Genomic DNA, 18855 nt, shown 5'->3' on the forward strand with positions numbered 1-18855 from the left:
CTTGACGCCTGGTTCTGCGGGAAGCTAACTGACGGTGATCGACACCCAAAAAAACGAGGTGAAGAAATGACAGCTTCCCGCAAACTGGCGCACAGCCAACTTGCCGTCCTTCTCCTGATGCTTCTCGCGCACGGCGCAGCGAGTGCCGCCGGCGACCGCGCGGCGCCGCCGGCTTCGCCGCGCTTCGAGCCGAGCGAGCTTTCGACAGACTGCATCGACCGGGAATATCGCGGGAAAAACGCCAAGCTGGGACTCGACTACACCGACCTGATCAACAATTGCGGCGCGTCGGTCGTCATCACATGGCAGTCGTTCAATAACGGCGCGCCGCAAATGGAAGGTGGCGGGATGGGGCAATCGGCATGCCTGCCGCCGGGCGGTTCGATCACCACGGCATCGCGCGAGAGACTCGGCACGGCGAGCGAGAACTTGCCTGTGAGCGTCGTGACCTGCCAGTAATGGCGGTGGCACTGGCTCAGCCGGATATGGCCTTTACGCTTTGCGCCGCCACTTCGATTCGTTGGCACTTGATCCTTTCCAGCCATTGCAGTGATTTCTCGACGACGTCGGCTGGAACCTCGTCGAATGTCGTGTTGCGGATCAAGGTCTCGCTTGCGGCAATGTCGTTGAATTCGCCCAACATCTTTTGCACGGACGTCAGTTCCTTAAGGGTGCGTTGGTGCTCGCCCTTGATTACCGGCTGAAAAAATTCGAGCAGATAGCGCAGCTTTTTACCGGCCTTGCGCACGTCATGGAGACTCTCCTCGTGGCCAGCCTCGCTTTGCACGGCGCGCCGGCTGCGCTTTCGAAGCGTGCGCTGCGCCATCCGGACTCGCTTTTTTGCGAACGCGCGTATCGGAAGATCACTGCAACACGACTGCAGCGTGGTTTGCGCGCGAAGCAGCGCGTCGTTCAGAAATGCCTCGACAGCGTCGCTGTTGATCATCGCCTGGCTATGCGCCACCGCCTGTGAGCGCTTTTCACGCGCGGCGCTCACGAGCAGCTCGATGGAGGCGTCCGACTTCTGCGCGGTTCTCAGGAGCTCGCCTGCGATGTCCCAGTCGCGCGTTCCGCCTGCCACCGCAGCGAGCCGCTTGAATTCGTCGCTCGCTTGCGCGGTGGCTTCCTCGCCAAGCCACGGGGAGTATGCCCAATACAAGGCACGAAGTTTTCTGAACGCGACCCGAAGCTGATGAAATGCTTCGGGGTCGGCTTCTGTCGCCAGGGCTTTCGCTCGTTGCACCGCCTCGTTGACCACTGGCATGGCCAATGACGAAAAGGTGCTGGCGATAGAGGTCTTGCTGGTGAGTGATGCAGCGGAGCGCCGCCGATCGATTCTGAAGAGAGTGCGCGGCCGTGGTAACGGCCAGTCACTGTCCATATCCATTGCAGCCTCGAGTCTGACAAAAAATATGTGTGGCCAAAACCATACCACAAGGGCTGTCGGCAAACGGATCTTTATGACGGTTTGATGAAATAATTAAAATCTGGCAAGGTGACGGCCATCGTGCTTTCAGCAGGTTGAACTTCTGACTTTCTGTATTACGATGCTTAGCTAAGTCAGCCGATGCAATGCTGATGTTTCGTGAGGCGCCCCCCAGGAACGAAGTGGGAGTTCGAGTTGAAGAAACGGGCCACCGTGATTTGTCGCAGAGGTAAGCGAATTCTCCTGGTAGCACGCAGTCAGTCGAAGTGGGCACTACCGGGCGGCATATTGAAGCGCGGCGAACATCTGATGGAAACCGCGCTACGAGAACTCAGGGAGGAGACCCGGCTCTCCGGTAAGGCAGCCAGGTATCTGTTCGACATTCGCGGCAAGCAGAAACACCATCACGTGTTCTCCTGCGAAATTCCCAGGCAGGCCAAGGCGCGGCCGAGCAGCGAGATCGCCAGATGCCGCTGGGTCCATCTCGACGACATCCCGCGCCTCGCAACGAGTGGGCCAACGAGCGATATTCTGCGGCTCGTCAACCAGCGGCGCAGGAAGTAACGCCACAGCTTTCGCCGCGAGGAATTGAGCGCTCACAGCGCTCAATTCAAGTGCATCTGTCTTCCATCGGCGCGGCCCGCGCCCCTCACCCACGCTTCGCGCGTATCAAGCGTTGTCGTCGCCTTTGGCCGGACGGCCTGTCTTCACGGTTTCAAGCGCGGCGATGGCGGCCAGTAGTCGCTTCTGTGGGGCCGATTCCAGCAATTGCAGGCCCGCGCGCAGTATCTCGCTCTTTTTCACCGCAACCCCGGCGTCGAGGCACTTGCGCTTGAGGAGGGCGATGCGCTGATAGTCCGCCTTGGGCATGGTGAAACTGTCGCGCACGACTTTTTCTTTCTTCACGCGCTTGGTCTTGACCTTTTCGGCAGCTGCAGGAGCCGCTGCCTCTGCTGGGGCGCTCGCGGGTGTCGCCGCTTTGGATGCGGATTTTTTGCGGCTGGGCTTGCTCGTTTGTGCTGCCTCAACCAGCATGGCCGCGCCGTTCTGTTCCTCCCCGGTCGCGGGTGATTTCGGGAAGTGGAACGCCTTTTTTGTGGGCTTGCGCGTGGTCGCTGTAGTCATGTCGGTCTCTCCGGTCTGAAAACTGTATAAACAGTATATACGGTTTATTCCGGCATTCCACTCATGCCGTAACGCGCACGCGAACGTCTTCCGGGAGCCCTCGCTAACACGTCCTCTGAATGGTCGCGTCGCCATCCATAAGTCCGCTACTGCGATCGACTCCAGTGTCACCCAATCGTCACATTGCGATCGTAAGGTCCAGCGCATCGATAACGATTTTAAGGAGTCCGGGATGAAACTCAGTCTGTATGCGATTGTCGTTCTCGCGCTGGGCGCGAGCGTGGCCCATGCCGCGGATATTACCGGCGCGGGCAGTACCTTCGCGGCGCCGATCTACACGAAATGGGCCGACGCCTATCAGAAGTCGGGTGGCGGCAAGGTGAATTACCAGGGCATTGGTTCGTCGGGCGGCATCAAGCAGATTCAGGCCAAGACCGTCGACTTCGCGGGCTCCGACGCGCCGCTGAAGGACGATCAGCTGGCCAAGGACGGATTGTTCCAGTTCCCGACGGTGGTCGGCGGCGTCGTGCCGGCGATCAACGTGCCAGGCGTGAAGGCCGGCGAAATCACGCTGTCGGGCCCGGTGCTCGGCGACATCTACCTCGGCAAGATCAAGAAGTGGAACGATCCGGCTATCGCCGCGCTGAACCCGAAGGTCAAGCTGCCTGACCTCGACATCGCCGTGGTCCGCCGCGCCGACGGTTCGGGCACCAGCTTCATCTGGACGAACTACCTCTCGAAGGTCAACCCCGAGTGGAAGAGCAAGGTCGGCGAAGGCACGACCGTGAACTGGCCGACGGGCACGGGCGGCAAGGGCAACGACGGCGTCGCCGCCTTCGTGCAGCGCCTGCCGGGCGCGATCGGCTACGTCGAGTGGGCGTACGCCAAGCAAAACCACATGGTTTATGCCGCGATGAAGAACGAAGCGGGCGCGGTCGTTCAGCCGGGCACCGAAACGTTCAAGGCCGCCGCCGCCGGCGCGGACTGGAAGAAGTCGTTCTACCAGATCCTCACGAACGAGCCGGGCAAGGACGCATGGCCGGTTGTCGGCGCGACCTTCGTGCTGCTGCACACGGCACAGGACAAGCCGGACCAGGGCAAGGAAACGCTCAAGTTCTTCGACTGGGCTTTCAAGAACGGTGCTTCGGCAGCCGATAGCCTCGACTACATTTCGCTGCCGGATTCGGTCGTCGCCGAAATCAAGTCGCAGTGGAAGGACAAGGTCAAGGACGCGAGCGGCAAGCCGATCGCGCCATAACGCGAAATGCAATGCAGGCGCGCGTATGGCGCACGCGCGCCTGCATTCAGCCACGTTTTTAATCTTACGCAGTTACCCAACGTCAGTCGCCCGCAGGCGCGATCTCCAGACGATAACCCACACCGTAGATCGATCGAATCATGTCCTGGTCGGGCCGGATCGACTGGATCTTGCGCCGCAGGTTCTTGACGTGCGAATCGATCGTGCGGTCGGCGACCACACGGTGATCGTCGTAGAGCGCGCGCAGCAGAAAGTCCCGTGCGTAAATGCGGCCAGGGCCGGAATGCAGTAGCGCAAGCAGACGAAATTCGATGGGCGTGAGGTGCAGATCCCGGCCGTCCAGGCGCGCGGCGTGTTGCGCGACGTCGATCGAAAACGGCGACGGCACAGTGCCTTCCGCTTCCTGGTGCGCTCGCGCCAGCAACTCGGCGCGCCGCAGGATCGCCTTGACGCGCGCCACCACTTCCCGCGGGCTGAACGGCTTGCACACGTAGTCGTCGGCACCGAGTTCGAGCCCGAGCAAACGGTCGATTTCGTCCACGCGCGCCGTGATGATCATCACGGGAACGGCGGAGAACGTGCGCAGTTCGCGGCACACGTCGAGGCCGCTGCGTCCGGGCAGCATCAGGTCGAGCAGCACCATCGACGGTTGATGCTCGCGCACGTAGGGCACGACCTCCCGGCCGTCCGCAATGATCGTCGTGGCGAAATCCTCCTTCGCGAGGTAGTCGGCGAGCAGGGCTGCGAGCTTCGGCTCGTCTTCGACGACGAGGATGGATGGCCGCATGGTCGGATCAATCATGATGCGTGTTCAGGCGAGGAAGTTGAACGAGGATGCGCAGCCCGCCAAGCGGGGAGCGTGATGCCTCGATGGTGCCGCCGTGTTGCTCCACGATGTGCTTGCACAATGCGAGTCCGAGACCCGCGCCGCCACTTTGCCGGCTGCGCGATGGATCGACGCGGAAGAACCGGTCGAACAGATGGGGCAGCAGCGGCGCGGGAACCGGCGGGAACGAGTCCTGGACATCGACATAAATATGGTTGTCGTTCGACGTGACCGAGATCCGCACGCGGCCGCCCTCATTGGTGTAGCGCAGCGCGTTTTCCAGCAGGTTTTTCCACAGCTGCGTGAGGCGATAGGGATCGCCCGAGAGCGTCGCGCGAGCATCGTCGCAATCGAAGTCCAGCGTGATTCGCTTCGCTGCGAGCCGCTCGCGAAAGACGTCGCATGCGGCTTCCACGATCGGTACGAGATCGAGCGGCACTTTCTCGAACGAGAGCTGGCCGATGTCCGCTAGCGAGAGTTCGTAGAGATCGTCGATCAACTGGCTGAGCATCGCTACTTCGGACTGCAGAGAAGCGATGGTCGCGGCGTCGGGCCGGCGCACGCCGTCTTCGATCGCTTCGAGTTCGCCGCGCAGCACCGAAAGCGGTGTGCGCAACTCGTGCGAAATATCGGCGATAAAGTCGCGCCGGTCGCTTTCGGCTTTTTCGAGCGACGCCGCGAGCCGGTTGAAATCGCTCGCGAGCATTTGCAGTTCGTCGCGGCCCGTGGCTGGCACGCGCGTGGCGTAGTCACCGCCCGCGAGGCGATGCGTGGCGGTGACGATCCGCTTGATCGGCGTGAGCAGCGTGCGCGCGAGGATGATCGACACGGCAGCGCAGAGCAAGGTGGTAAAGCCTACGATGATCCACGTCGCCTGCGTCTGGCGGTCCTTGAAGCGCTGTTCCGCCTGATTGATGAGCGACGTGGGTCCCGCCACCGCGATCCAGCCCACCGTTTGACCCCTGACGCGCAGCGGATGGCGGACGGCCTCGGGCGGCGGGGGTGGCCCCTCGCTCGCGACGACCTTCATGTCCGCGTCGTAGAGCATGTAGGGCGGTCGAAACGTCCGCGAGTGCTCGGCAAAGCCTGGGGTGAAGGGGCCATCCTTACCGCCTTCGTCGTGGAAGCCGCCCGGCGCATCGGGCGGACGGGCGTCGCGCGGCGGCTCGCCCGGCGGCGGGCCGCCATCGAATGGGGGCCGGCCTCGCGTGCGAGCGCGAACGAAATCCCAATTGCCGTGCTGCGCATACGAGGCTTCCAGCTCCTGTTCGAGCGCCGCCAGATCGTTCGCGCCTTGCTCCTGCAGAAAATCCACGAAGCCATATTCGAAACTCGTCCGGACCGCGATGCCCATGGCCACGGCGGCGAGCACGCAAGCCGAAAGAATCGCGAGGAAGAGTTTGGAGGTGACGCTGACTTTCATGACGGATTCAGCAGAAGGCAATAAACGTGAGTGCGCGCAAATTCGGCACTATTTTCGCCTGAAGCGTACCGTAAGGTGGGCGTGGCCCGTCCGAATCCTTATTTTCTCCAGATTTCCCTTCTTTTTCCTGCACGGTTGTTCCGTATGATCCGCTGCAGATCGAAGCGCTTGCATGCCGCTCGTGCGCGCGATCTGGCTGGAATGACGTGCATGACACAGGAAGGGACAGATCGATGGACATACACGTGCTGCTTGTCGAACCCGATCAGGCATATCGGGACGACCTGCGTACCTATTTGCAGCGTCAGCAGATCGCCGTGTCAGTGCTGTATGGCGTCGAGCGACTGGAACAGCGTCTCGCGCGAGAAACGCCTTCGCTCATCATCCTTCGGCATGACGCGCTGAAGATCGACGGCATTGCAACGCTACGCGCGCTGCGCGAGCGAGGGTGGCTCACGCCTGCGATCATCGTGAGCGAATCCGGCGACGTGGCCGACAAGGTGCTCGCGTTCGAATTCGGCGCCAACGACTATATGGTCGATCCGTTCGATCCTCGCGAACTGCTCGCGCGCATGCACCACGCGTTGCGCTGCAGGATCGATTACCCAGCGTCGCCGCGCAGGGAAACGAAATACGTCTTCGACGGCTTCGAACTCGACGCCATCGACAATCAACTGTTCAGGGACGGCCGCAAGATCCCGGCTCCGCCCCTCGTGCTCGCCGTGCTCGCGGTGTTCGCCGCGAATCGGCTGCGGCCGCTGTCGCGCGAGCGCATTGTGAACATGATCGATCGCAATTCGTCGCTTCATGCGCGCAGCGTCGACGTGGTCGTTTTCCGCCTGCGCAAGCTGCTCGGGCTGTCGCCGTGCGGCCGCCAATATATTCAAACGCGTTACAGGGACGGCTATGTTTTCTGCCCCGACGACGCGCTTCCCGACCAGGACCTGGCGGCTGCCCGCGGATGAAAAAAAACCCGGCGTTTTCGCCGGGTATGCAAAGAGTTGGAGGTATAGCACCCTTCATCCACGGTTGAGGCATACCGCGCAATGTCAGGTGAGACCAGCGTAGCAGATGATTTCGCATTTTCGAACTTCAGAACCATTGCTATTTCTTAACGTGTAACCGGTCCTGTAACGTTCGCGCACGCTGGCGTGGCGTGGAAGAAATGTACGGAAAAATCCTGTAACCCGGAACCGGCGCCACGGTGGCAACATGCGTGTCCATAGCCTTAACCCGCAGAAACCCTGCCGAACCCCGATCAGACACGCAACGATGCAACACCTCGACCGTGAGAGCCACGCCCAGCACGACGCAACGTGTCCCTCCCTGGCGCGCGAGCAAGCACGCAGCGCGGCGTTTGTGATGTCGCCGGCGCTTGGGGATTCGCTGAATCTGTTGCTCATTGCGCACAATCTCGTGCTCGCGGGCTGGCAGGTGGAAATATTCGGTAATCACGCGTGGTCGCTTGCCCGCTGGTTCCCGCACTTGTCGATGAAGCCGGCGCTCGGCGAGGAAGAAGCACGCGATCGGCTAGCGGATTTCGGCGTCGTCGTGCAGATGCACCGCGACCGGCCGCTCAAGCAACTACGCGCATGGCATCCGGGCTTCGTCGATCTGCACGATGTCGAATACGCGGACGACGGCCGCTGTATAGCGCACCGCTTCGCGGCGTTCGCGGCGCGTCACTTCGGATTGCCAACCGTCGAGATTTCGAACGGTATGCGCGCGCCGCCGGAGCTTCAGCACCGCCGCCACGCCCAACGCGTAGCGGTGCACCCGGAGGCCAGCACAGCGGACAAGCGCTGGCTGGCGCGCCGTTTCATTGGCCTCGCCCAGCGTTTGAGCGGGGAAGGTTTTGCGCCTGAGTTCGTCGTTGCCGACGGCGAGCGCTCGCGCTGGCTGCCGCTTGCCAGCACCGCACCGCCGTTGTGTTCGTTTCGCGAGACGGCTGACCTTGCAGCGTGGCTTTACGAATCGGGCTGGTTTATCGGCAACGATTCGGGCCTGGGCCATCTCGCTTCGGCACTCGGCATCCCGACGCTGACCGTGTTTCGTCGGCGACGCGTCGCGCAGCGCTGGCGCCCTGGATTTCAGTGCGGCGAGATCGTGCTGCCGCCGTGGTGGGTGCCGACCGCTGGCCTCAAGGAAAAGTGGTGGCGCGAAGCGATCTCGGTGCGACGCGTGCACCGCGCCTTTCGGGTACTGCGCGAACGGGTGGCGTTGCCGGCCTGAAATTGCCTTCGCGGTAACGCATATCGGCGATCGAGGCAAGCATCGAATCAATGATTAGTGTTACTAACGTTTACCGCGCCGGAATCTTCCGGCCCACCTTCGCATGGACATGAAATTCCAGATCCAGGGCAGTGTTGCGGTGGCGTTGCCGCCGCCAATCGGCGACAGCCTTATTGGGCTCGTTCTCGTCAACAACCTCATTCGAAACGGCTACCGGCCCATCGTGTTCGGCTGGGTGGCCGAGCAGCTCGCGGCCTGGTTTCCCCACATGACGGTGGGGTATCAGGCGGCGTATGCCGGCGCGTTCGACACGGTCATCGAACTGCGCCGCACCGAGTTCGGGCCGATGCTGAGCCGCTCGGGCAAGACGCTTTGTCTGGCCGAACTGCCCGAATATGGCGGCGGGAAGCACATGGTCGACCGCGTGGTCGACATTGCCGTGAATGTGCTCGCGTTACGCGATGTGACGCATTCGAACGGCCTCGTCGTGCCGCCCGGCGTGCAGCGCGGCCGCTTCGCGGATCGTGTCGTGATCCATCCCACCGGCAGCCACCGCGAAAAAATGTGGAGCCGCGAGAAGTTTCTCGCGCTCGCCCACGAACTCAGCCGTGCGCACCTGCATCCGAGCTTTCTCGTCGCGCCCGGGGAGTTTGCGGCCTGGCGGGAGAGCCAGGCGCAAGGGCACGAGGTTCACTCACTGCCGCGACTCGAGGACGTGGCGACCTGGATCGCCGAGTCCGCGTGGTTCATCGGCAACGACTCGGGGCTCGGTCATCTCGCTTCGTCGATCGGAGTCCCCACGCTCACGCTTTTCATGCGGCGCGGACTGGCGCGCACGTGGCGCCCGCGCTGGGGGCCTGGCCACATCGTATTGCCGCCCAACGTCATACCGTTCGGCAATCTCAAGGAGCTTCTGTGGACAAAGCTGCTCAGCGTGGGTCGTGTCATGGCGCACTTTCAGGCGCTGCAGTCGCGTTCATGAGCGCGAGCCATCAAACGCGGCGGTTTTGAAGTATTGGATCGATCAACTGTAGAGGAGGGGATGCCATGAAACTCGGCGTTTCCTGCAACGTGATGAAGCATAGCGGCGGCATGGAGCGCTACGCGAGAGACCTTGCGCGCGGCATTGCCGAGCGCGGCTTTCGCCCCGCCTATTTCGCGCGCAGCCTCGACCATGCGCTGCCCGAGTACGCGATGGTCGAGCCGCATCGCATCAACGTGTCGTTTTTGCCAGGCAAACTGCGCGATGCCTGGTTCTCCTGGCGATTGCGCCGCGCGAAGCGTGTAGCCGCCGTGGACATCATGATCGGCTGCAACCGTGTCGACAGTTCGGATATCGCCGTGTGTGGCGGCACCCATCGTGGCTTCCTGCGCGCAACGGGCCGCAGAACCAAGCTTACCGACCGTTGGCAGATTGCACTGGAGGAACGCCTGTACGCCAACGCGGCGATCATTCTGGCGCATTCGCCTTTGATGCGTGACGAACTGATCGAACTGTACGGAATCGACGAGGCCAAGGTGCGCATTCTGCGTCCCCCCGTCGACACAGCGCGCTTCACGCCTGTCGATACCGCTGCGCGCGCATCGCTGCGCAAGCGGCTCGGCTTTCAGGACAACGAGTGCGTGTTGCTGTTTCCTTCGAGCAGTCACATGCGCAAGGGCCTGCCGCTCATCGAGGCAGCCGCGCGGGACCTCAAGGAACCCGTCGTCGTCGCAGTAGCGGGGCGGCCGGTGGGCAGCCTCTCGCCGCACGTGCGTTACATCGGCTTTCAGCGCGAAATCGAGGACTGTTATCGCGCTGCCGACTTCACGATCCTGGCTTCCGCTTACGAGCCTTTCGGGTTGGTGGGTATCGAATCGGTGATGTGCGGCACGCCTGTGATCATTCCTTCGACGATGGGTTGCGGCGATGTGATCGCCACACAAGCGAAGCACGTCTTCGAGCGAGGAGACGTGCGATCGCTGCGCGAGGCGATCAGGCGCGCAATTGCCAGCCAACCCGCCGAGATGGAGAAAGGCAAAGCCGTGCTCTACGACGCCAGCGTGGCCGGGCACGTCGATTCACTGCTTTCGTTAGCCAGCCAGGTGCATACAGGTTGGGGTATCAGCGCCGTTGGCGCCCAGCGCGGCGCCGCTTCGGCGCTGGGTCTGAACGCGACGGTCAGTCCGCGTTCACACTGACCGCCACGTCCACCCGATGCTCGCCGCCGCCAAGAATGACGCCGCGCAGCAGCGACACGTCGGTGTAGTCGCGGCCGATGGCGAGCGTAACGTGGCCTTGATCGGCGAGCACGTCGTTGGTCGGATCGAGATCGATCCAGCCTGCCGGGGGCGCAGAGAGTGCGGACGGCGCCGGGGGTACGTAGAGCGACACCCACGCATGCGAGGCGTCCGCGCCGATCATCGGCGGCGCGCCTTCGGGCGGGTCGTTGCGCAGATAGCCGCTCACGTAGCGCGCGGCGAGCCCGATCGAGCGCAGGCAGCCGATCATCACCTGGGCGAAGTCCTGGCACACGCCATGGCGCAGTTCGAACGCGCGCGCTGCGGGTGTGTCGAACGCCGTTGCCGAGGGCAGGTACTCGAAGTCGGCATGGATGCGATGCATCAGGTCAATCGCCCCGGCCAGTACCGGGGTGCCGGGCGTGAAGCTTTCCAGCGCGTAGGCTCGCAATCCGGGCTGCAGGGCGATATTCGGCGAAGCGAAGCAAAACTCCGACTCCGCGTAAAACGCGCCGCCCGCCGTGTAGCGCAGCATGCGCTCGACGTCTTCCCAGGCCGGTGTCGCGGCGACATCGAGCGATGCGTAGCGAGGCGTGAGCAGCACGCTCGTCTCGCTCGTCATTTGCAGGTAGTCGTGTGGCGCGTCGAACGAGAAGTAGAGGACCTCGTTGCCGAAGGCGTCGCAGCGGCTGGTTTGATACGACGGCGCGGGTTCGATGCGTTCGCGGTGCGTGAGCACGCGCTGCCACGGCAGGTCGAGCGGACGGATCGTCGCGAGATGCTGCGCGGTCTCGACGAGCGTCGAATAGCGGTAGGTCGTGCGGTGCGTGACCGCGAGGCGCGTGCCGCTCATGACCACACCTGCGCGGCGAGCGGCACGGCGTGGCTGAACCAGCGTGCGCTGATCTCGTTCGACATCGCGGCCATGCGCTCGGCGAAACTGTCGCACAGCGCGGTGAGCGCAGGGTAGCGGCCGTCGTCGCCGGGCTCGCAAAGCACTTCCAGTGTGGGCAGCGCCTCGACGGGCGCGAGGTGTGAGGCGAACGGCTCACGCTTCGGACCGCGTGAAGCCTGGGCGATTTCGTCGAGCCGCGCGCGCAGCCGCGCATAGACGCCGTAGAGCCCGCGCGGATTGGTCGGGTCGGTCACGATCACGTCGAGCAGCGCGGGCACTTCGAGGCGCCCCGGGTAGAGCGAGCGATACGTGAGCGTGCTGTCGAACAGTTGCAGCAGCACGTCGAAGCCCGCGGGCGTGGCGAGCGTGCGTTCGTGCGCGGCGATCCGCAGCATGGTGGCGAGTGCGGACACGCGTTCGATATGGCGTCCCGCGAACAACAGGCGCCAGGCTTCGTCGCGGGTCATGCGGTCGCCCTGGCAGCCGCTGATGGCGCTTAGCTGCGTGGCGAGCGTGTCGAGCGCGCCCATCAGCGCGATGCGGTCGTACGGCGTGGGACGCCTGAATTCGAGGGTGGTGCCGTTGCGCGGCGCCGCTGGCACGAGCGAGAGCGCGTGCAGCGCGTCGCGGAAGTCGTTGCGCGAGGCAAGCACGGTGCGCCAATGGTCGTTCGAAAGCCGGCCGCGAATCTCGCCGCAGGCGTACGCCTGGCTCGCGAGCGTGCGGCCGATTCCCGTTGCGCCCGCGTTCTCGTGCAGATTGGCGACGAGCGCGCGCTCGAAGTCGTCGAGGCTGCGCCGCGCTTCATGGCCCGTGGCGGGCACGAGCCCATTGGCGGCCGCCAGTTCGATGAAGGTGCCGAACAATTCTTCGGCGTCGCTGCCTTCGAGCGAGCCGAGAATCAACCGGCACAGGCGCACGCCGTTTTCGGCGCGCTCGCCGTAACGGCCCGCCCAGAACAGGTTCTCCGCCGAGCGGCTCGGCACGCGGCGGCGCTCGCGGTGCAGCTCGCCGGGCTTGATCGGGCTCGGCAGGAGCGTAAAGGTCGAACCGGGCTGGCTCGACAGCACCCAGGTATCCACGCTGCTGCCGCCCATCTGCATCGATACGGATTCCTGATGTTCTGCCGCCAGGCGCGTGAAGCCGCCAGGCAGCACACGCCAGCCGCATTCGTGGTCGGCAATCGCGTAGACGCGCAGGACGGCCGGCCGCGCGCCGAGCATGCCCGCGCCGTTTTCATAGCGCGGCGTATAGCTGTAGCGCAGCGGCTGCTGCACCGTGAAGGCGTCGGGCAATTGCTCGATGCGCTCGCGCCAGTCGGCGAGCGTTTGCAGGCCGGCGGCGAGCCCGGGCGCGGAAGACGCGCTCGCCGCGCCGGGCCACGTCGGCACGAGCAGCGCCTCGGGCACCTGCGCGAGCGCGTCGTGCCAGGCCGCGTCTTCGCCGCACCACCAGGTCGCGCTGCTCGGCAGCGCAAGCTCCTCGCCGAGCAGCGCCTGCGCAATGCCCGGCATGAAGCCGTGCAGCGCGGGCGATTCGACGAAGCCGGCGCCCGGCACGTTCGAGACCATCACGTTGCCCGCCCGCATGACCTGCAGCAGGCCCGGCACGCCGATGGTCGAGTCGGCGCGCAGCTCGACCGGGTCGCAGAACGTGTCGTCGAGGCGGCGCAGCACCGCGTGCACGCGCTCGAGGCCATCGAGCGTCTTGAGGTACAGCATGTCGTCGCGCACCGTGAGGTCCTTGCCCTCGACGAGCGTGAGGCCGAGGTAGCGCGCAAGGAACACGTGCTCGAAGTAGGTCTCGCTGAACGGTCCCGGCGTGAGCAGCACGATATGCGCAGACGCGCCGCTCGCGCTGCGCTCGTCGGCGCTCATGATCTCGCGCGCGGCCGCGGCGAGCGTGGCGACGAGCTGCGAATAGGAAGGCGCGAGACGGTGCACCCGCATGGTGCGAAACGGCTCGGCAAAGAGGCTCGAGACGATAAGCCGGTTCTCGAGCAGATAGCCGAGGCCCGAGGGCGCTTCCGTGCGGTGCGAGACGACGGTCCACTGGCCTTCGGGCGAGCGCGCGAGGTCGAGGGCGACGATCTGCAGATACTGGCGGCCCGGCGGCACGAAGCCTTTCACGGCGCGCAGGTAGCCCGGGTGGCCGAACACCAGCGCGGGCGGCAGCAGGCCGCGCGCGAGCAGCGTTTGCGGCCCGTAGATATCGGCGACGATCTCGTTGAGCAGGCGCGCGCGCTGCGCGGCGCCGCGCTCGATCTGCGCCCATTCGGCTTCGTCGATGATGAACGGCAGCACGTCGAGCGCCCACGGGCGCGGCCCGCCCGCGTCGGCGTAGACGTTGTAGGTGATGTCGTTCTCGCGCACCTGGCGCTCGACCGAGGCCGCCGCGCTGTCGAATCCCGCCACCCCCGGCTTGCCGAGCAGGCCGAAGAACTGCCGCCACGGCTCGCGCAGCTCGCCTTCTGCCGTTTGCAGCTCGTCCCAGTGTCCGGCGCGCACCGGCAGCGTGCGCAGCGGCGCGAGCGCCTCGTCGTCGCTGGCGGAGGAATCGAACGGCAGGGTGGATTGAGTCGGCAAGATCGTGATTCGTGGCAGCGCGCCTCGCTCGCGAGGCGCGCCTTCGGTTAGGGCTATTGACGGGTTATCGGCCGCAATTAGCCGCGGCGTAGATCCAGTGTGAACGGAAATTCGAGGCTGCGCTCAGGCGGCGCCACTTCCACCGGCCCCGGCGTGTGGCCGGTCGTGAAGAAGCGCGCGCGGCGGCGGCTTTCGGCCTCGTAGGCGTTGACCGGAAACGTCTGATAATTGCGTCCGCCAGGATGCGCAACATGATACTGGCATCCGCCAATCGCGCGGGCATTCCAGGTGTCGACGATATCGATCGTGAGCGGCGCGTGCACGCCGATGGTCGGATGCAGCGCGGCCGACTGCTGCCACGCGCGAAAGCGCACACCCGCCACGCTCTCGCTCACGCGCCCAGTGGGCTGAAGCGGCAACGCGCGGCCGTTCACGCTGACGATATGGCGGTTTTCGTTGATGCCGAGCACGCGCACTTCGAGCCGCTCCACCGACGAATCGACGTAACGCACCGTGGTGCCGGCCCCGCCTTCCTCGCCCATCACGTGCCACGGTTCGAGCGCATGGCGCACCGAGAGCGCGATGCCGCCCGTCTGCACCTCGCCCACCAGCGGGAAGCGGAATTCGAAGTGCGGCGCGAACCACGCGGCGTCGAGCGCGAAGCCCGCCTGGGTCGTTTCGGCGAGCACGTCGTCGAAGTCCATCTGCACGAAGGTCGAGAGCATGAAGCGGTCGTGCAGCTCGGTGCCCCAGCGCGTGAGGCGCTGCGTGTACGGCGTTTTCCAGAAGCGCGCGACGAGCGCGCGCAGCAGCAGCTGCTGCGCGAGGCTCATGCGCGCGTGCGGCGGCATTTCGAAGCCGCGCAGCTCGAGCAGGCCCAGGCGCCCGGTCGGGCCGTCGGGCGAATAGAGCTTGTCGATGCAGAACTCGGCGCGATGGGTGTTGCCGGTCACGTCGATGAGGATGTTGCGCAGCGTGCGGTCGATGAGCCACGGCGGCACGCGCGGGCCGTTGTCGAAGGGGCTGCCGAAACCGCGCAGCAGATCGACTTGGCGCTGGATCTCGGCGAACGCGACTTCCAGTTCGTAGACCTGATCGTTGCGCGCTTCGTCCACGCGCGGCGCCTGGCTCGTCGGCCCGATGAACAGGCCCGAAAACAGATACGAAAGCGACGGGTGGTTGTGCCAGTAGGCGACGAGGCTCGCGAGCAGGTCGGGGCGGCGCAGGAACGGGCTGTCGGCGGGCGTGGCGCCGCCGAGCACGAGGTGATTGCCGCCGCCGGTGCCGGTGTGGCGGCCGTCGAGCATGAACTTTTCGGTGGAGAGCAGCGTTTCGTGCGCGGCCTGATAGAGGAATTCGGTGCGCTCGACCAGCTCGTCCCAGTTCGACGACGGGTGGATGTTCACTTCGATCACACCGGGGTCGGGCGTGACCTGGAGCATTTTCAGGCGCGGGTCGCGCGGCGGCGGATAGCCTTCGATCACGACCGGCAGCGCGAGGTCGGCGGCGGTGGCCTCGACGGCGGCGAGCAGGTCGAGGTAGTCGTCGAGTTCGGCGAGCGGCGGCATGAAGACGTGCAACTGGCCCTGCGCGCGGCCGAACGTTGCGGCTTCGGCTTTCGGTCCCGCGGCGCGCGCCGGGTCGCGCGCTTCGACGCACAGCGCGGTGCGATGGATCCAGGCGGCCGACTCGCCGCGTTCGGGGTAGCGATGTGAAGCAGAGGGCACGCCGGTGCCTCCCGCGCCTTCGGCGTAGGCGGCGCTTCCCGCACTTCCCGCGCTTCCCGCGCTTCCAGCGCGTTCTCCGCTACGCAATTGCGCAGCGGCATCAAAGTTCGCCTCGTACTGCATGCGCAGCTCGGCCGCGCTGCGCAGCGGCGCCGGCGCGGCGAACGGATCGCGCGTGTGCTGCCACGGGTAGTCGGCCTCCGCGACCCACGGCAGCGAATCGAGCGGCAACCGGTAGCCCATTGGCGAGTCGCCGGGAATGAGATACATGCGCTCGTCACGGAAGAACCATGGGCCGCTGATCCAGCGCGGGCCCTGCAGCGCGGGTTGCCCCGCTCCAGGCTCGCCGCGCTCGCAGGCGAGCGGCAGCACGTAGCCCGTCACGGTGTCGAGGCCCGAGTCGAAGATACGGCGCAACCGCATGCGCTCCATCTCGTCGTCGAGGCGCGAGTCGAACGGATCGACGTTGACGGGCAGACGGCGCTCGCGCCACAGGTAATACCAGGTGTCTTCGTAAGCGGGCTGTACGTGCTCGGGATCAACTGCGAGCTTGGTAGCGAGATGTGCAATGAAGCGCTGCGCATCCTCGGCCGTGTGGTGCGTGAGCGAGCGCTCGTCGGCGAACAGCGCGGGGTCGCGCCAGCACGGTTCGCCGTCCGTGCGCCAGAAAAGCGACAGCGCCCAGCGTGGCAACTGCTCACCCGGATACCACTTGCCCTGGCCGATATGCAAAAAGCCCAGCGCGCCATAGTGCGCGCGCAACTTGTCCATGAGTGCGATGGCGTAGCGGCGCTTGGTCGGGCCGAGCGCGTCGGTGTTCCATTCGGGCGCGTCGCGGTCGCCCGCCGCCACGAAGGTCGGCTCGCCGCCCATCGTGAGGCGCACGTCCTGGCCGGCGAGCGCGGCGTCCACCTCGATGCCTACCGCGTGCATGCCGGCCCATTGCGCTTCGGTGTAGGGCTTCGTCACGCGGGGCGTTTCGAGCACGCGCGAGATCGACATCGAATGCGAGAACTCGACTTCGCATTCGTCGAGCGCGCCCGAGATCGGCGCGGCGCTGCCGGGCTCCGGGGTGCACGCCACCGGAATATGGCCTTCGCCCGCAAGCAGCCCCGAGGTCGGATCGAGCCCGATCCAGCCCGCGCCCGGCAGATAGACCTCGCACCACGCGTGCAGGTCGGTGAAGTCGGCTTCGGCGCCGCGCGGGCCGTCGATCGCCTTGACGTCGGGTGTGAGCTGCAGCAGGTAGCCCGAGACGAAGCGCGCGGCGAGCCCGAGCTGGCGCAGCGTCTGCACGAGCAGCCAGCCCGTGTCGCGGCACGAGCCGGAGCCATTTTCCAGCGTTTCCTCGGGCGTCTGCACGCCCGGCTCCATGCGGATCAGGTAGCCGATCTCGTGCTGCAGGCGCTGGTTCAGATCGACGAGGAAGTCGATGGTCACGCGCGGCGTGCGGTCGATCGACTCGACGAACGCGGCGAAGCGCGGCGTGGGCTCGGTGCGCACGAGATACGGGGCGAGTTCGGCGGCCAGCTCGGGCGCGTAGGTGAACGGAAAACGCTCGGCGCTCGGCTCGAGAAAGAAGTCGAACGGGTTGTAGACCGCCATTTCCGCGACCAGGTCGATCGTGACGCGGAACTCGCGCGTCGGCTCGGGAAACGCGAGCCGCGCCTGATAGTTGGCGAACGGGTCCTGCTGCCAGTTGACGAAATGATCGGCGGGCTCCACGCGCATCGAATACGAGAGGATGGGCGTGCGGCAGTGGGGCGCCGGGCGCAGGCGCACCACGTGCGGCGCGAGGCGCACGAGCCGGTCATAGCGATACTGCGTGACATGGTTTAACGCGACACGGATGGACACACCCGACTCCTCGATCGACTTGGTTGGAACGGCGCAAAACGGATAAGCGGCGCACGGCGCAGCGTGCGTATGATGCAGTCGGCGCGAGTGCGGGATGTGACAGCCGCGGCGGCAACCGGGGCAAAAGCGCCGCCCGCGCGCGTGCGAGGCACGCCGCGTGCTGCGTGAGGCGCTGCGGCCCGCGCGGCCATCACAGGAATGCGGCCATGAAGACCTTTCACTGCGACCACTGCAATCAGCTGGTGTTTTTCGAAAACGAGCGCTGCGAGCGATGCGAGGCGCGCTTGGGCTATGTGCCGCAGACGGGCGAGATGCACGCTTTCGAAGACGCGGGCGAAGGCCGCTGGCGCAGCCTGAATGCCAAGGCCGCCGGCGCGCTCTTTCGCCAGTGCCACAACTACGCGGTCGAAAACGTCTGCAACGGCATGATTCCGGCCGATTCCGGGGACACGCTGTGCCGCGCCTGCCAGTTCACGCGCACGATCCCCAACCTCTCGCGAGCCGAGAACCGCCTGTACTGGTATCGCCTCGAAACGGCCAAGCGGCGCCTGCTCTATACGCTGGGTGCGCTCGGCCTGCCGCTCGTCACGCGCGCCGAAGACCCGGAACACGGCCTGCAATTCGAGTTTCTCGAGGCAACCGACGATGGCGAGCCGGTCATGACGGGCCACGATCATGGCCTCATCACGATGAACATCGCCGAGGCCGACGACGCGCATCGCGAGCGCACGCGCGTCTCGCTGCACGAACCGTATCGCACCTTGCTGGGGCATTTCCGCCACGAGGTCGGCCATTACTATTTCGACCGTCTCATCGCGCAGGAGCCAACCGGGCGCTGGCTCGAACCGTTTCGCCGCTGCTTCGGCGACGAGCGCGCCGACTATGCCGAAGCGCTCGCCGCGCATTACGCCGAAGGCCCCGCGCCGGACTGGGCCGAACGCCATGTGAGCGCGTATGCGTCGGTGCATGCGTGGGAGGACTGGGCCGAGACGTGGGCGCATTACCTGCATATCGTCGATACGCTCGACACAGCCACGGCCTGCGGCCTCGCGCTGCTGCCCGAAAGCCGCGACGAGCCTGTGCTGGTCGACCAGACGCCGGTGGACGAGGCGAGCTTCGACAGCCTCATGGCGCGCTGGTTTCCGCTCACCTACGCGCTCAATAGCCTGAACCGCAGCCTCGGCATGCCGGACGGCTATCCGTTCGCGCTGGCAACGCCTGTCATCGACAAATTGCGCTTCGTTCATCGCGTGATCTCGGCTTCGTCTTCCCGGTCGTGAA

At 65.2% G+C, this 18855-nt stretch carries 14 protein-coding genes and 1 pseudogene; 8 read left to right on the top strand and 7 right to left on the bottom strand.

What is annotated here, in order from left to right:
• Window positions 1-66: 66 nt before the first annotated feature.
• On the top strand, window positions 67-459 hold the full coding sequence (locus tag U5A57_RS04280; RefSeq protein ID WP_321908479.1) for a hypothetical protein: 393 nt from the start codon (window positions 67-69) through the stop codon (window positions 457-459).
• Window positions 460-475: 16 nt separating this feature from the next.
• On the opposite strand, the gene U5A57_RS04285 is transcribed toward U5A57_RS04280, so the two are convergent.
• Entirely contained in the window at window positions 476-1387 is a 912-nt protein-coding gene (locus U5A57_RS04285; protein WP_321908481.1) for a CHAD domain-containing protein, read from the bottom strand.
• A 234-nt stretch (window positions 1388-1621) separates the two neighbouring features.
• Between U5A57_RS04285 and U5A57_RS04290 the strand changes: the two genes are divergently transcribed.
• Complete coding sequence (locus tag U5A57_RS04290) at window positions 1622-1990, top strand: NUDIX hydrolase (protein ID WP_321908483.1); 369 nt, start codon at window positions 1622-1624, stop codon at window positions 1988-1990.
• 105 nt (window positions 1991-2095) lie between these two features.
• Here the strand turns inward: U5A57_RS04290 and U5A57_RS04295 are convergent, their stop codons facing one another.
• Window positions 2096-2551 (bottom strand): hypothetical protein, encoded by a 456-nt coding sequence (locus tag U5A57_RS04295; RefSeq protein WP_321908491.1) that lies wholly within the window; start codon window positions 2549-2551, stop codon window positions 2096-2098.
• Window positions 2552-2783: 232 nt separating this feature from the next.
• Here U5A57_RS04295 and pstS point away from each other — a divergent pair, with 232 nt between their 5' ends.
• On the top strand, window positions 2784-3809 hold the full coding sequence (pstS, locus tag U5A57_RS04300; protein WP_321908493.1) for a phosphate ABC transporter substrate-binding protein PstS: 1026 nt from the start codon (window positions 2784-2786) through the stop codon (window positions 3807-3809).
• A gap of 82 nt (window positions 3810-3891) precedes the next feature.
• On the opposite strand, the gene U5A57_RS04305 is transcribed toward pstS, so the two are convergent.
• Window positions 3892-4611 (bottom strand): response regulator, encoded by a 720-nt coding sequence (locus tag U5A57_RS04305; RefSeq protein ID WP_321908497.1) that lies wholly within the window; start codon window positions 4609-4611, stop codon window positions 3892-3894.
• Complete coding sequence (locus U5A57_RS04310) at window positions 4604-6058, bottom strand: ATP-binding protein (protein ID WP_321908499.1); 1455 nt, start codon at window positions 6056-6058, stop codon at window positions 4604-4606. The genes U5A57_RS04305 and U5A57_RS04310 overlap by 8 nt, the downstream gene beginning before the upstream one ends.
• A gap of 233 nt (window positions 6059-6291) precedes the next feature.
• Here U5A57_RS04310 and U5A57_RS04315 point away from each other — a divergent pair, with 233 nt between their 5' ends.
• From U5A57_RS04315 to U5A57_RS04330, 4 genes and pseudogenes are all read left to right on the top strand, one after another.
• A complete protein-coding gene (locus tag U5A57_RS04315) occupies window positions 6292-7023 on the top strand; it encodes a response regulator transcription factor (protein WP_321908505.1) in 732 nt (243 codons plus the stop codon).
• A gap of 307 nt (window positions 7024-7330) precedes the next feature.
• Window positions 7331-8290 (top strand): glycosyltransferase family 9 protein, encoded by a 960-nt coding sequence (locus U5A57_RS04320; RefSeq protein WP_321908507.1) that lies wholly within the window; start codon window positions 7331-7333, stop codon window positions 8288-8290.
• Between the two features lie 109 nt (window positions 8291-8399).
• Complete coding sequence (locus tag U5A57_RS04325) at window positions 8400-9272, top strand: glycosyltransferase family 9 protein (protein WP_321908509.1); 873 nt, start codon at window positions 8400-8402, stop codon at window positions 9270-9272.
• Between the two features lie 65 nt (window positions 9273-9337).
• A pseudogene (locus U5A57_RS04330) lies at window positions 9338-10375 on the top strand (glycosyltransferase family 4 protein); the annotation flags it as partial.
• A gap of 76 nt (window positions 10376-10451) precedes the next feature.
• Here U5A57_RS04330 and U5A57_RS04335 read toward each other — a convergent pair.
• From U5A57_RS04335 to U5A57_RS04345, 3 genes are all read right to left on the bottom strand, one after another.
• Window positions 10452-11363, bottom strand: a complete 912-nt coding sequence (locus tag U5A57_RS04335; protein WP_321908513.1) for a transglutaminase family protein — start codon at window positions 11361-11363, stop codon at window positions 10452-10454.
• On the bottom strand, window positions 11360-13990 hold the full coding sequence (locus tag U5A57_RS04340) for a circularly permuted type 2 ATP-grasp protein (protein WP_321908515.1): 2631 nt from the start codon (window positions 13988-13990) through the stop codon (window positions 11360-11362). The genes U5A57_RS04335 and U5A57_RS04340 overlap by 4 nt, the downstream gene beginning before the upstream one ends.
• 77 nt (window positions 13991-14067) lie before the next feature.
• The gene (locus tag U5A57_RS04345; protein ID WP_321908517.1) at window positions 14068-17574 is read right to left on the bottom strand and encodes a transglutaminase family protein; all 3507 of its coding nucleotides are present in this window, start codon (window positions 17572-17574) and stop codon (window positions 14068-14070) included.
• A 206-nt stretch (window positions 17575-17780) separates the two neighbouring features.
• On the opposite strand from U5A57_RS04345, the gene U5A57_RS04350 reads away from it, so the two are divergent.
• Complete coding sequence (locus U5A57_RS04350; RefSeq protein ID WP_321908519.1) at window positions 17781-18854, top strand: putative zinc-binding metallopeptidase; 1074 nt, start codon at window positions 17781-17783, stop codon at window positions 18852-18854.
• The last annotated feature ends 1 nt before the right edge of the window (window position 18855 follow it).

Source organism: Paraburkholderia sp. J11-2 (assembly GCF_905220185.1).
Taxonomy (GTDB): domain Bacteria; phylum Pseudomonadota; class Gammaproteobacteria; order Burkholderiales; family Burkholderiaceae; genus Paraburkholderia.

Coding starts and splice junctions, on each gene's coding strand:
- U5A57_RS04280 (WP_321908479.1), top strand. CDS start 67: ATGACAGCTTCCCGCAAACTGGCGCACAGCCAACTTGCCGTCCTTCTC.
- U5A57_RS04285 (WP_321908481.1), bottom strand. CDS start 1,387: ATGGATATGGACAGTGACTGGCCGTTACCACGGCCGCGCACTCTCTTC.
- U5A57_RS04295 (WP_321908491.1), bottom strand. CDS start 2,551: ATGACTACAGCGACCACGCGCAAGCCCACAAAAAAGGCGTTCCACTTC.
- pstS (WP_321908493.1), top strand. CDS start 2,784: ATGAAACTCAGTCTGTATGCGATTGTCGTTCTCGCGCTGGGCGCGAGC.
- U5A57_RS04305 (WP_321908497.1), bottom strand. CDS start 4,611: ATGATTGATCCGACCATGCGGCCATCCATCCTCGTCGTCGAAGACGAG.
- U5A57_RS04310 (WP_321908499.1), bottom strand. CDS start 6,058: ATGAAAGTCAGCGTCACCTCCAAACTCTTCCTCGCGATTCTTTCGGCT.
- U5A57_RS04315 (WP_321908505.1), top strand. CDS start 6,292: ATGGACATACACGTGCTGCTTGTCGAACCCGATCAGGCATATCGGGAC.
- U5A57_RS04320 (WP_321908507.1), top strand. CDS start 7,331: ATGCAACACCTCGACCGTGAGAGCCACGCCCAGCACGACGCAACGTGT.
- U5A57_RS04325 (WP_321908509.1), top strand. CDS start 8,400: ATGAAATTCCAGATCCAGGGCAGTGTTGCGGTGGCGTTGCCGCCGCCA.
- U5A57_RS04335 (WP_321908513.1), bottom strand. CDS start 11,363: ATGAGCGGCACGCGCCTCGCGGTCACGCACCGCACGACCTACCGCTAT.
- U5A57_RS04350 (WP_321908519.1), top strand. CDS start 17,781: ATGAAGACCTTTCACTGCGACCACTGCAATCAGCTGGTGTTTTTCGAA.